The sequence below is a fragment of the Streptomyces sp. NPDC046349 genome (assembly GCF_055587885.1).
On record NZ_JBVJFK010000008.1, the window covers coordinates 48,442 to 61,662 of the forward strand.

At 74.6% G+C, this 13,221-nt stretch carries 9 protein-coding genes and 1 pseudogene; 1 reads left to right on the top strand and 9 read right to left on the bottom strand.

The window, feature by feature from the left end:
- From ACZ6JS_RS19620 to ACZ6JS_RS19660, 9 genes and pseudogenes are all read right to left on the bottom strand, one after another.
- A pseudogene (locus tag ACZ6JS_RS19620) lies at positions 1–1,606 on the bottom strand (hypothetical protein); the annotation flags it as partial.
- A 151-nt stretch (positions 1,607–1,757) separates the two neighbouring features.
- Positions 1,758–1,916 carry a DUF6760 family protein gene (locus tag ACZ6JS_RS19625; protein ID WP_199820559.1) on the bottom strand — a complete coding sequence of 53 codons (159 nt, stop codon included), beginning with the start codon at positions 1,914–1,916 and terminating at the stop codon, positions 1,758–1,760.
- Positions 1,913–2,410, bottom strand: coding sequence for a zinc-ribbon domain-containing protein (locus tag ACZ6JS_RS19630; RefSeq protein WP_031153515.1), 498 nt, complete (start codon positions 2,408–2,410; stop codon positions 1,913–1,915). Before ACZ6JS_RS19630 ends, ACZ6JS_RS19625 begins: the two co-directional genes overlap by 4 nt.
- Positions 2,407–2,847 carry a phage tail protein gene (locus ACZ6JS_RS19635; protein ID WP_030031999.1) on the bottom strand — a complete coding sequence of 147 codons (441 nt, stop codon included), beginning with the start codon at positions 2,845–2,847 and terminating at the stop codon, positions 2,407–2,409. The genes ACZ6JS_RS19630 and ACZ6JS_RS19635 overlap by 4 nt, the downstream gene beginning before the upstream one ends.
- A 53-nt stretch (positions 2,848–2,900) precedes the next feature.
- Positions 2,901–4,460 (bottom strand): phage tail sheath family protein, encoded by a 1,560-nt coding sequence (locus ACZ6JS_RS19640; protein ID WP_469299489.1) that lies wholly within the window; start codon positions 4,458–4,460, stop codon positions 2,901–2,903.
- Positions 4,461–4,641: 181 nt separating this feature from the next.
- Complete coding sequence (locus tag ACZ6JS_RS19645) at positions 4,642–6,864, bottom strand: AAA family ATPase (protein WP_469299491.1); 2,223 nt, start codon at positions 6,862–6,864, stop codon at positions 4,642–4,644.
- Positions 6,861–7,565 carry a Pvc16 family protein gene (locus tag ACZ6JS_RS19650; protein ID WP_469299492.1) on the bottom strand — a complete coding sequence of 235 codons (705 nt, stop codon included), beginning with the start codon at positions 7,563–7,565 and terminating at the stop codon, positions 6,861–6,863. The genes ACZ6JS_RS19645 and ACZ6JS_RS19650 overlap by 4 nt, the downstream gene beginning before the upstream one ends.
- Entirely contained in the window at positions 7,562–10,690 is a 3,129-nt protein-coding gene (locus ACZ6JS_RS19655; RefSeq protein ID WP_469299494.1) for a hypothetical protein, read from the bottom strand. Before ACZ6JS_RS19655 ends, ACZ6JS_RS19650 begins: the two co-directional genes overlap by 4 nt.
- A gap of 261 nt (positions 10,691–10,951) precedes the next feature.
- Positions 10,952–11,665: a helix-turn-helix transcriptional regulator gene (locus ACZ6JS_RS19660; RefSeq protein ID WP_469299495.1), complete on the bottom strand. Its 714-nt coding sequence runs from the start codon at positions 11,663–11,665 to the stop codon at positions 10,952–10,954.
- A 187-nt stretch (positions 11,666–11,852) separates the two neighbouring features.
- On the opposite strand from ACZ6JS_RS19660, the gene ACZ6JS_RS19665 reads away from it, so the two are divergent.
- Positions 11,853–13,196, top strand: a complete 1,344-nt coding sequence (locus ACZ6JS_RS19665; RefSeq protein ID WP_469299496.1) for a COG1470 family protein — start codon at positions 11,853–11,855, stop codon at positions 13,194–13,196.
- The last annotated feature ends 25 nt before the right edge of the window (positions 13,197–13,221 follow it).

A 13,221-nucleotide genomic window follows, 5' to 3' on the forward strand; every position in this document is an offset into this window, starting at 1 on the left:
CGGTGAGTGGTGCTCCGAGTGGGGCGCGGGTACGTACCGGCTCTTCCGGAGTCGGAGTCGGGGTGTTCGCCGTGGGTGCGGCGTGGCGTTGCACGGTGGGCATGGCCGGGGTTGCCGGTGCCGGTGCCGGTGCCGGGTCGGTGGCGGTGGGCTGGGTCTGCCGTTGCACGGCCGGTGTGGCGCTGGCTGTGGCTGGCAGGTCGGTGAGTGGTGCTCCGAGTGGGGCGCGGGTACGTACCGGCTCTTCCGGAGTCGGAGTCGGGGTGTTCGCCGTGGGTGCGGCGTGGCGTTGCACGGTCGGCACGGCCAGGGTTGCCGGTGCCGGTCCCGGGCCGGTGGCCGCGGGTTCTGCCCGGCGTTGCACGGTGGGCATGGCCGGGGCCGGGGTGGCTGGTGCGGGGTTCGGCGGCGTCGTGGTGGCCGGGAGGTCGGCCGGCGGCGCTCCGAGCGGGGCGCGGGTGCGTACCGGCTGCTCCGTGGCCGGGGCGGCAGGTGTTGCCGGGGCGGGGACGGTGACAGTCGGTTCCGCCTGGCGCTGCACCGTCGGCATGGCCGGTGCGGCAGTGGGGACGGGGGGCGTCGGGGGCGCGACCGGGGGCGCCAGCTCGGTGGATGGGGTGCCGAGCGGGGCGCGGGTCTGCGCACGCTGCACCGGCATGTCGGGGCCGGCCGCGGGCAGAGCCGGGAGGCGGACAGCGGCCACATGGCGGCGGGGTGCCGCGGGGGCCCGCGCGGCGGTGAGCGCCGGCCCGACCGGGCGGGGCCGGACCACGGTGGCGCGGGGGGCGGCGCCGGGAGCCCCCTCGCCCGTACGAGCCGGCCGGGCGTCCGCGGCCGCACGTACAGGGGTGGAACCGGAGGCGCGCGCTGCCGAACGCTGGACCGGGGTGCCGGACACGCCCTCGGCGGTGGATGTTCCGGGGACCACCGCGATACGGCGGACCACCGGGAACTGTGCGGGTGGTGTCGCCCCGCGGCCGGGCTCGGTGGTCCGCTGCACGGCAGGTGCGGGAGCCCCGAGCACGGCAGCGGAGTGCGTGGACGTCAGGCCCCGCGCACCTGCCGCACCCGAGGGCCGGCCCGGCGCCGCGGCGCCGGAGGCCGTGTTCCGGGGCCGTACGCGATCGGTGCCGTGGGACGGTGCCGCGGATGCGGATGCGGGTGCGGGTGCGGGTGCGGGTGCGGATGGGGATGCGGGCGCCGGAGCCGTCGGCCGCGACGCGGACGTGCCCGCGCCGGGGTCCCCGGCAGGCGTGGGCACGTCCGCGGACCGGTTCGGCGAGGCGGCGCCGGGACGGACCCGGCGCGAGATCTGCGGGGTTTCACGTGCGGGCCCGGCCTGTTCGGGCTGCTGGTCGGCACCGGGCCCGGTGGGCTCCGGCAGCGCCCGCAGCAGCAGCGGTCCGCCGCCGCTCCGGGTGGGGCGGGCGGTGGCGGGGCGGGCGACCCCGCGGACGAGGCCCGCCGGGGCGGACGGCAGCAGGCCGTGGGCGAGTCCCGTGTCGAACGACGGGTTGCGCCACGCGGCCAGGCCGGAGCGGAAGGCGAGCCCGTCGCTGACCCCCGTGACCGACCGCGAGACGGTCAGCACGGGCGGGGCGGTCATGCGCCAGCCGCCGTCCCAGTCGCCGGGTACGGCGGGGACGGCGGGCCCGGCGACCGGGACTGCAGCACTGTCCGGTGCCGGTGCCGGTGCCGGTGCCCCGGCATCCGGCACGGCGGTGCGCCGCCGCAGCCTGTCCCGCCATGCCATCTGCTCAACCGCCTTCGTTCACACGGGTGTTGATACGAGCTATCTCGGTGACCCAGTCCTGCCGCTCGGCGTGGGTCAGGTCGAGGATCTCGTCGCGCCGCCAGTGGAAGTGGTAGGCGATGTACGCGATCTCCTCCCGGAGCCGGGGGAGCGCGTACGTCACGATTCCCCCAGGCGCCCACCGGAGAGGTCGACCTCGAAGCCGCCGTCGCAGTGCGGGCAGGTGACCGCCGCGCGGGTGTGGCCCTCGCTGTTGACGCGCCGGTAGAAGTCCTGGAGGAACGCGACGTCGGTCGCGTACATCCGCTCGACGACCCCGGCGTGCACGTCGGTGATGGTGCCGAGCCTGGTGATCACCTGGCTCAGCAGCACCACGCTCAGGTACGCCGGGTTCTCCTTGACCCGCAGGTCGATCTGCGGGCGGAGTTCGTCGCGCGCCGTGGCCAGGCGCATCGAGCCGTGCCGGTGCACCGTGCCCGCCTCGTCCACGTAGCCGCGCGGCAGCTCGAACTCGAACTCCGTGCGCAGCCCGTGGTCCTCACGGGGGGCCGGAGCGGCGGCGGCCGGGGGCGCCGCCGCCTGCTCCGGGGCTTGGGCGGGCGCCGTGACCTGGAGGATCTCCTCCAGGCTGCCCGCGGTGACCGTGCGGCGCCTCATTCGACGATGATCTCCTCGAACACGATGGTCACGGACTCGGTGGCCGCGGCGGACTCGCCCGCCTTGAGGGAGGGGCCCTCCCACTTGGACGCCCAGCCCTGCATCAGCTGGATGCGGCGGATCGTCGCGCCTGTGGAGTCCTTGATCTCGATCGTGAGGTTCTGCCGTGCGGTGTCGACGGCGCCGTTGTTCAGGGTCTCCTTGATCCACTTGGTGAACTCGCTGCTCTTGTCGAGTCCCCGGGTGATCGTGACCTCGCCCGCCTGGCGCGCGCCGGGCTGCTTGCGGATGATCTGCTTGCCCTCCGCGCTGACCTGGCGTACCTCGACGACCTCTTCCTCGACGGTCAAACCGCTGATCTCCTGGATCGATTCGACCAGGTAGCCGCCGAGCTGAACGCCGAAGATATGGGTGGAAAGAGCATCGCCCTCTGCCATGACTGTCCTTCACCTTTCCTTGCTGCTGCCGGTGCTGCCGCTGCCCCGGAGGGTCACTCGTCGACGAGGCTGGTGCTGTCGGAGAACTGGGCCAGCCGGAACACCACGAACTCGGCGGGCTTGACGGGCGACACACCGATCTCACAGACCACACGGCCCTGGTCGATGGACTCCTGCGGGTTGTTGTCCCGGTCGCACTTGACGTAGAACGCCTCCGCCGCCGTGCGCCCGAACAGCGCGCCGCGGCGCCACTCCTCGGTCAGGAACGCGGTGACGTTGCGCCGGATGCTGGACCAGAGCCGGTCGTCGTTCGGCTCGAAGACCACCCACTGGGTGCCCAGAAGGATGGACTCCTCCAGGTAGTTGAAGAGGCGGCGCACGTTCAGGTAGCGCCAGGCCGGGTCGGAGGAGAGGGTGCGCGCGCCCCAGATCCGGATGCCGCGGCCGGGGAAGGCCCGTACGCAGTTCACGCCGATCGGGTTGAGCAGGTCCTGCTCGCCCTTGCTCAGGCGCAGCTCCAGGTCCACCGCGCCGCGGATGACCTCGTTGGCGGGGGCCTTGTGCACGCCGCGCTCGGCGTCGCTGCGCGCCCACACGCCGGCGACGTGGCCGCTCGGCGGGACGGTCGTGTTGCGGCCCGACGCCGGGTCGAAGACCTTGATCCACGGGTAGTAGAGGGTGGCGTAGCGGGAGTCGTAGCCCGCCTCGTCGTTGCGCCAGGTGCGGACCTGCTGCGCGGACAGCGCGGGCGGGGTGTCCAGTACGGCCACCCGGTCGCCCATCTGCTCGCAATGGGAGATCACCGCGAGCTGTACGGTGCGCACGCCCTCGGCGTCGATGTCGCCGCGCTGGTAGGCGCTCATCAGGTCCGGCACCGCGACCATGGTGATTTCGTCGATGGTCTCCAGGCCGGCGAAACCGGTGCGGGCGCCCGCGTCGCCGACGTACTCGGCAGGGTCGAGCCGGGAGACGGTGCCCTGGCCGGTCGCGGTGGCCGCGGCGCCCGGGGCGTCGGGCAGGGCCACGGTCTGGCCGGCGGGCCGGGTCTGGGCGGCGGACCGCTGCTCGGTGACCTCGATCAGCTTCGAGGCGCGGGCCTGCGTGACGAGGTAGCCCTTGACGTTCTTGCGGGCGGAGGCCTCGTACGTCTCGGCGATCTGCTCGCCCTGGCGGACCAGGAGCTTGAAGCGGTCCTCCGGCGGGTTGTCCCCGTCGGCGTCGGCGATCTCCACGGACACACCGGTGATGCCCGGTCGCGCCGTGATCAGGAAGCCGCCGAGTTCGACGGGCTCCGCGGTGCGGGGCTGCGCGGCCGTTCCCGCGGCGGTCGGGGCGGAGGCGTCCGGGGCCGGCCCGCCGATGCGGACGACGTACGCGGCGCCGCCGCCGTTGGCGAAGTAGCCGTAGACCGCGTGGGGCAGGTAGGTGCCCTCGGTGAAGCCGCCGAAGTGCTGGGAGTACTGGTCCCAGTTGGTGACCAGCGTCGGTTCGTGGAAGGGCCCGCTCTGGGCGAACCCGACGAACGCGGCGACGGCGGTGCCGACCCCTTCGATCGGGCGAGCACCGGACTGCACCTCCTCCACGTACACGCCCGGGGTGAGGTACGTCGGCATGCTCGCTCCTTCGTCACGGCTTGCAATCAGGTCCGGTCACAGCCTTCCGCGCGACAGCATTCGCCGGCAGGGGCGTTCGGTCCTGGTCAGGGGCAAGTGCGCTGCCCTCCCGGTCGCCCCCGCCGGGCCGTCCAGGCAGCCGGTCCGCGGGCTCGGCCGGGGCCGGCCGGCACCCGGCCGGTCACACGTCCGCGACCTGGCCCAGGTACGGGCCGAACTCGCCCTCCAGGACCAGGCGACCGAGCTTGCGGTACTCCTGGGCGACGGCCGTCATCACCTGGCGCATGGTCAGCGGCTCACCGGACGCCGCCGCGAAGTAGGCGGCCGTCACCGCGCACGCCCGGATGGAGCCCCCTGCCAGTTCGAACCGGTCGGCGCAGAAGCCGAGATCGACGTCGTCGGCCCGCGGCAGCCGGCCGCCCAGGCAGCGTTCCCACAGGGCACGGCGCTGGGCGGCATCGGGCACCGGGAAGTCGGCGATCACGTCGAGGCGGCGGGTGAACGCCTCGTCGAGGTTGGCCCGCAGGTTGGTGGTCAGGATGGCGATGCCGTCGAAGGACTCCATCCGCTGGAGCAGGTAGGCCGACTCCATGTTGGCGTGCTTGTCGTGGGAGTCCTTCACGTCCGAGCGCTTCCCGAAGATCGCGTCGGCCTCGTCGAAGAGCAGCACCGCGTTGACGGCCGACGCCTCGGTGAAGATCCGTTCCAGGTTCTTCTCGGTCTCGCCGACGTACTTGTCGACGACCGTGGAAAGGTCCACCACGTACAGGTCCATGCCCAGGTCGGCGGCGACCACCTCGGCGGACATGGTCTTGCCGGTCCCGGAGGAGCCCGCGAACAGGGCGATCACCCCGCGCCCGCGCCCGCCCCCGGGCCGCATGCCCCACTGTCCGAGCACCTGGTCGCGGTGGCGTGCGCGTACCGCGAGGTCGCGCAGGCGGCGGTGGGTGGGGGCGGGCAGCACCAGGTCGTCCCAGCCCACGGCCGGCTCCACGCGGCGGGCGAGGCGGGCCAGGCCCGCGCCGTTCTGCGCCCGTACGGCGGACCGCAGGTCGTCGGGGGAGACGGGGCGGCCGTCGAGGGCTGCGGTACGCGAGGCGGTGTCGGCGGCGCGCCGCAGTTGCCCGGCGTCGAGGCGGTGCGCGGAAACGGACCGGGCGAGCGCCTCTGTTCCGCCCGTCTCCCCCGCCCGACCCGTGCCGCCCGTCGTGCCCGTCCCGCCCGTGCCGCCCGTCGTGCCCGTCCCGCCCGTGCCGCCCGTCGTGCCCGTCCCGCCGTGTTCGGCTGCGGCCCGGTCCAGCGCGTGCCGCCAGCGCACGGCCTGCCGGTCGGGGGAGGGCGCCGCCACCGTCAGGGAGACGGGGGTGGCGGCCGCCCAGGCGGGCTCCCACCCGCTCGTGCCGTGCGTGAACAGGGGGGTGCCGCGCAGCACCGTGCACAGGGTGCGCAGTAGCCGGGCCCGCTCGTCGGGCCTGTCGGGCAGTGCCTCCAGCGGCCCGAGCAGCACGCCGGCGCCCAGCAGCCGGGCTTCCCGGGCGGCGGCGCGGGCGAGTGCGGGCAGGGCGTGGGCGCGGTGGGCCAGCGCCGCCGGGTCCAGGGCCAGGGGGCGCAGTCCGCGGCTCCGCAGTGCGGCGGCGGCCAGGCCCTCGGGGTCGCCGCCGCGGGTGCGCAGGTGGACGTGGCCGGTGCCGTTCCCGGCCGCGGCGGCGGCCCGGTGCAGTTCGCCGGGGTCGACGGCCGGGTCGTCGGCGGCCTCGCCGAGCACCTCGGCCAGGTGCGGATCGGGCGCGGTGTCGCCGAGCAGGTGGGCGGTGACCCGGTCCGGGACGGCCAGCGCCCGGGACAGGGGCGGCCGTTCGGGCTCGGTGACCTCCAGCAGCCCGCCCGCTACGAGCGGTGCGCCGGGGGAGAGCCGGAAGCGGGCGGCGGCGGACCGGCCGCGGCCGCACAGTTCGAGGGCGAGTCCCACCGTCGGCCGACGCCGCGTCAGGTCGTCGTTGAGGTAGCCGTAGAGCCGCTCGAACCGGGCGTCCAGGTCCGGGGCGAGCGCGATCAGCAGCAGGTCCACGTCCAGGGGCTCCAGCCCGAACCGCGCGGTGAGGACGTCGAGCGGCGAGCCGGGTGGCGGCGGCCCGGCCGGTGCGAGGGCGGGCAGACCGGGGCCGTGCCCCTCGCCCTCGTCCAGGATCCGGGCGACCGCCTCGGGCGTGAGGTACTGCCCCCGGTAGGGGTCGTCCGGGTCGGGGTCCACGGCGCGGCGGGCCTCCACGGCCAGCCGGACCCGTTCCTCGACGAGCCCGAGCCGGGCCCACAGGTAGGGCACCTCGTCGCCGCGGACCGTGCCCCGGACCGGGTCCTGGGCGTGCTCCGGGCCCCGTGCCGGGGGCTGGAGGGTGTGCGTCACGGCTGGCGTTCTCCTCGTCGGCGGCGGGCGGGAGCCTTGGGCCGTTCCCGGGAGCCGCCGAAGCCTTCCGGCCCCGGCGCGCCCAGTTCGACGTAGCGCAGCCGGCGCGGGCTCCCGTCCCCGTCCGGCCCTGCCTGCGGTACGGAATGCACGACGAGGCCCTGGGTGACCGGCGGTGCGCTGACCTTGCTGATGCCGGCCAGCGGGGCCTTCACGCGCAGCCCGAGGGACGGCTTCAGTTCGCCGCCCAGCGCCGACCACACGTCGGAGGCGGCCGGCGCGTCCATTGCGGTGCCGCCCGCGTCCACGTCCACGAGCAGGCCGAGGTCGGCGAGCGTCCCGGTGAGCAGCCGCGGGGGCAGCGTGTCGGTGGCCACGAGGCAGGAGAGCACCTGGGACAGCAGCCGGTGTTCGTCCTGCGGCCTGCTCGCCCAGGCGGTGACCAGGTACGTCAGCTCGAACCAGCGCGGCGGGGTGCGGCGCGCGACGACGAAGCCGTCCGCGTCGTACACCTCGCCCGCGCCGCTGCCGCGCCGGGTCGGGTCCTCCCTGATGTCGTACAGGAACACGCAGACGGTGGGCGCGCTGCGGCGGGCGGCCCAGTCGCGGGTCGGCGCGTCGAAGACGACCTCGACCCCCGACGCCTCCAGACCGGATTCCGCGAGCAGCCGCCGCAGTCCTTCGTCGACCTCGTGGATCACCGGCGGGCCACCTCGTCGGGCGGTTGCACCGTGCCGTTGACCACGAGGAAGTCGGTCTGCACGGGGGAGAAGCCGGGTCCGCTCGCGGTGATGACGCGCGGACCGGTCTGGTCCTTGGCAAGGATCAGCAGCTGGCCGATGAACGTGCCGTCGGCCCGGGGGACGGTCGGCGCCGCCGCTGCCGTGATGCCCGGCTTCCACGCGAACCGCACCGGCGTGCCGGGCGGGAAGTCCTCGCCGCGTACCGAGGTGACGAAGCCGGGCTTGCCGATCGGCGGGACGGCGACGATGCGTGGCTGGAGGATGCGCAGCTGCTCCCGGGCGGTGTTGTCGCCGGGGTCGGCGTCCGTGCCGGTCGTGGTGAGGTTCGCGGTGACCTGGCCGGTGAGCGCCTTGTCGGGGCTGAGGACGATCCGCAGGAGGTTGCGGGCGCCCGGCGCGAGGTCCGGCAGCGTGCACGTCCAGTTCCGGTCGCAGCCCGGCGGTGGCCCGTCGTGGGGGACGCCCTCGGGCAGGCCGATGCGCAGCCGCAGTCCGGTGGCCAGGGCGCTGCGGCCGTTGGCGACGGTGAAGGTGACGACGACGCGGCCGCCGACGTAGCCGGGGTTCGGCTGCGCGGTGATGCCCACCCCGGGACCGGCCTCGGGCGCGGGCGGCTGCGGTGCGGGAGGGGCCGTCGTGGGCGGGGTCGTCGGCGGGGTCGGCGGCGCCGGCGTCGGGGTGGGCGGCGTCGGCTTCGGGGGTACGGGGGCCTCACGGACCGGCACCACGGTCCGGCCGGCGTTGTCACTGGGGCGGGGGTCGAGGACCGCGCCGGTGACCGACCACTCCACGGGCCGGTCTCCGGGGGTGACACCGGTGAGGGTGACGGTCACCGGGACGGCTGTACCGGGCGGCACGATGCCCAGGCTGCAGGTCAGCGCGGCGGCGTCGCAGGTGGCGCCGGGCGTGCCGGGTGCGGTGAGCGCGGTGACGCTCACACCGAGCGGGGGTGCGACGGTCAGCCGGGTGCCGGGGGAGGCCGCCGGACCCTGGTTGACGACGTCCACCCGGACGGTGGCCGAGCCGCCGACGGTGATCGGCGCGCTCTTGTCGGGCGCCCGCACCGCGAGGTCCACCGACTGCTGCACGCTGGGTTCCTTCTGACGACCCGGCAGGCCGGTGACGAGCAGGTTGTGGGCACCGGTCGCGACGTCCACCAGCTTCAGCTTCTCCGGGCTGTTGGCGGCCCGGGAGCCGCGGCCGGTGAGCACCAGGGACTTGCCGTCGGCGGTCCAGGCGGCATCGCGGGGCTGGTAGGGGCCGTTGCCGGTGGTCTCGGGCAGTTCGCGGCCGCAGGCAGCCGGCTTGTCGCGGGCGGCGTCGGGCAGCAGGACCCGGCAGGTGCCGCCCGCCGGGGATGCGAGCAGGATGCCGCTGCGCTCGTCGACGCGGCCGCCGCCGTTCTTGCGGTTGAAGGCGATGGTGGTGCCGTCCGGGGAGAACGCCGGGCTGTCGTCGATGACTTCACAGGCGCCGAAGCAGATCGTGGCGCTCAGGTCGCGCTGCCGGTCGAGGTGGTCCACGGGCACGGTCCAGATGTGCTTGTTGCCGCCGTGGCCGTTGATCACCAGGTTGCGGGTGAAGGCCAGCGTGGTGCCGTCGGAGGACCATGTGGGCTGGGCGTCGCCGCCCTTGGGCTGGTCCGCGGGCGGGATGATCTCGCCGCGGATCGCCCCGTTCGCGGCGTCCGCGATCAGGATGCGCCCGGGGCCGGCGGCCTGGCCGACGCCGCCGGGCGAGGTGCGGGTGAAGGCGAGGTACCTGCCGTCGGGGGAGAAGGTCGGGTCGGTGTCCCAGTCCTTCGGGCCTCGACCGGCGAGCGGCAGGGCCTCGGCGTTGGTGCCGTCGGCGTCCGCCGTCCAGATCCGCTGGATCCGGCTGCCGGGCTGGCCCTCGAAGCGGGTCACCACGATCCTGCGACCGTCGGGTGTGTAGTTCTGCCGTTCCGTCCACGGGTCGAAGTCGGGGCCGGGTCGGAACAGCGGGTCCTTGGCCGGGTCGGTGTTGGTGTCGGCCGCCGGATCCTCGTTGAGGATCGTCAGATTGAGGTCGCGGGGGTCGGAGCCGTCCATCCGCGCGTCCTGCAGGGTCACGACGTGCGGGCCGCCCGCCGAGATCCGCTCGACGACGGCGCCGCCGCCCTTGAGGGGGCCGAGCCAGGTGGGCGAGCCGATCTCGCGGTCCTCGCTGTACACGAGCTGCGGTGTGTCCGCCGAGTGCGCGGGCACCTGGAAGACGTGGTCCCAGTCGCCCTTGCAGTCACAGGTGCGGTCGGGGCTGAGGAAGAGCAGGCCGTTCCCGTCGGGCAGCCACGCTGCCCCCCGGGTCCGCCAGCCGGCCTGGGCGCCGGCCAGCAGCTGCCCGTCCGTGCGGCCGTTCGTCCACCGCAGGCGCGGCCCGGAGGCCCCGGTGGCGGTGTAGGCGATCACGTCACGGTTCGTGGCGTCGTCGACCGGGTTCCATACCGGTTCGGTGGCCCGGCCGTTCGCCGGGTCGGTGAGCCGGGTCGCGGCACCGCCGCGCAGCGGGCGTACGTAGACCTGGGCTCCGGCGGCCCGGTCGGCGTCGGAGGAGTACGCCAGGCGTCCGCCGTCCGCGGAGACCGTCGGGTGCTCCTCGTTCGCGGGGGTGTCGGTCAGCCGGGTCAGGCCGGTGCCGTCGGTGCGCACGAGCCACAGGTCGCGCTGGACGCCGCCGGCCGCGGCGCGCCGGGCCGAGTCGAAGACGACCGACCGCCCGTCGGGGGTCAGCCGCGGGTTGCCCGCGTCCATGCCGCTGGTCAGCCGGCGTACCGAGCCGTCCGCGGACCGCAGGTAGACCTGCGGGGTCCTCTCGTCGCGGCGGCTCGCGAAGACGAGCTTGTCGCCGAGCGCCGACGGCTGGACGTCCAGGTGGGCCGGCCCGTCGCCGAACAGCGGAGTGCTGGAGTCGGTGGTGCCGGCGGCCACCCGCCCCAGGCTGCGGTGGCGCGTACCGGCGTACGCGACCCTGCTGCTCCCGGCGTCGGCCGCGAGAGGCTGCGCCCCGGCGTCGTCCGGTCCGGCGGCCGCCGTCACCGCGAGCAAGGGCGCCAGCAGCAGCATCGACGCGCCGGCCCTCCCCCAGCGGTGTCGGCGACGGCCGGACCCATCCGTGCCCCTCACGGCCCACCTCACAGTCCGGTCCCGCATCCTGCCTGTCACCCCGCCACCCTGCCGGTCCGGCCGCGCGGACCGGCAGGGCCGCGGGGCCGGACCCGGGGGAAGCGTCTCCTGCGCTTTCGGGCAGTGGCGGGCGCTCGCCCCGCCCGAACAGCAGTCGGCGACGGCCCGCCCGGGCCGGCCCGCTGCGGGCCGTGCGTGCGGTCAGATCAGCCCGTTGCGCAGGGCGTAGCCGACCGCGTGCGTCCGATTGCGCAGTTGGAGTCGTGTGATGACCTCGTGGAGAACGTTCTTGACGGTCCGTTCGGAGTACGAGGTCTTGCGTGCGATCTCCGCGGTGTCCAGGCCCTCCGACACCAGGCGCAGCATGTCCGCCTCGCGCGAGGTCAGGGTGGACAGGGACACCGAGCGCGGGTCGAGCGTGGAGCGCTGCAGGCTGCCCATGTGGTCGAGGAGTTTCGCGAGCAGGTCGCCGGGCAGCACGCCCTCGCCGTTCGCGATCGCCAGGACCAGCCGCAGCAGCCGGTCCTGGTCGGCCTCGGCGCGCCGCAGCACAGCGCTGACCCCGCATTCGATGGCGCGCTGCAGCGCGTCCCCGGACTCGAACGTGCCGACCACGAGCCCGGTGCGGGTGTCGGGGTTGTGCCGCAGCCGGTAGAGCAGCGCGGCCGTCTCGTCGTCGACGCTGTCCACGGTCACGAGCGACACCTGCGCGGCGTCGGCGTCCGCGTCGGGGACGAGTTCGATCTCGGGGCGTTGGCGCAGCTGGTGGACGACCCCGACACGCAGGATCGGGTCCGAGGCGTACACGGCCACGGACACCCGCCGTCCCGTTCTGCGGGGAGGTGCCGGGGCGGGGGGCTGGCGTATGCCGGTGCCGGATGTGAGGACGGGGCTGTTGTTGTCAGCGCAGCGCATGTGTCGTACCTGTTCCGTGATGCGTACGTGGGTGACGGAATCGGCCGGCCCGGTCGGATCGCGACACTGGGATCCAACGGGCGGCCATGCATGAGGAGTTGGGAAAGTCTGTGGGGGCATCGGGACTGCCCGGGGCCTTGCCCCCGCGTCCGTGGTGGCGGCCGGGGCGGCGCCGTAGCGTCGTGGCGTGACATCCCCAGCTGCATCTCCCAGCCCTGGCGCGCCCGTCCTCGACATCGAGCCGGTGTCGGTGATGCCGGGCGGTACCGCCACCACGAGCCTGACCGTTCGCAACGACAGCGACATCGTCGAGGCGTACCGCCTGGAAGTCGTCGGCGACTGCGCTGCCTGGACCACGGTGGAACCCGAGCGCGTCTCGCTGTATCCGGGAACCTCGGAAACGGTGACGATCCGACTGGCGCCGCCCCGCTCCCCCCAGGTGCGGGCCGGGGACATACCGCTCGGCGTGCGCGTGCTCCCCACCGAGCAGCCCGAGGCGGTGCGGGTCCCCGAGACCACCGTGCACGTGGAGCGCTTCCGGGAACTGCGCGCAGAGAGCGCTCCCAGACGGCGCCGGGGATGGCTGCGGGGTCGCTACCGCATCGCCGTGCGCAATGAGGGCAACGCCCCGGTGACGGTGGGCTTCACTCCCGCGCAGCCGGGCGAGGAGCTGAAGTTCGACTTCGCCCCGCCCACGCTGAAGCTGGAGCCGGGCGAGTCCGCCGAGGTGGTGCTGAAGGTGCGCACCGCCGGCCCGGTGTGGTTCGGGTCCCCCGTCACCTGGCCGTTCACCGTGGAGGCGGCCGAGACCGCGGACGGCGGGGACGAGGACGCCGCGGCGCGCCCCGAGCAGGAGGCCGTACGGGCGCCGCTGGAGGTGGAGTTCGTCCAGATCCCGATCTTCCCGACGTGGCTGCTCGCGGTGCTGGCCGCACTGCTCGCGCTGCTGCTCGCCTGGTTCATGCTGGTGCGTCCGGCGGTGCGCAGCACGGCCAAGGAGGCCGCGGCCGAGGCCGCCAGGAACCCGTCGCCCGCCGCGGACGCGGCGGGGCAGACCCCGGTGACCGGTGACGGCAAGCAGCCGGGCGGCGCGGGTGCGGGCCCGGGCGCGGCCAAGGGCAACCAGCCCGGGGCGGGCGGCGCCGGTTCGGGTACGGGCGCGGCCGGCGGGGGCGGGCTGCAGAGCTCGGCCACCATCGACCTGCAGACCGGCGGCGGTCAGAGCAAGACCGGCTCGTACACGGTGCCCGCGGGCAAGGTGTTCGGGATCACGGACCTCGTGGTCGCCAACTTCCAGGGCGACGAGGGCGTGGTGACGATCAACTTCGGCGATCGGAAGATCACGACGATTGCGCTGGAGACGTTCCGAAACCAGGACTACCACTGGGTCACCCCCATCAGCATCACCGAGAGCCAGACTGTGACCGTCCAGGTGACCTGTGCAAAGCCGGGCACGCCGGCCACCGGCCGTCAGGCGCAGGAGTGCCACGAAGTCCTCAACGTGAGTGGTGTGCTGAGCGACCTCAGGTGACCCGAGCGGCACGGACATCGTCCGT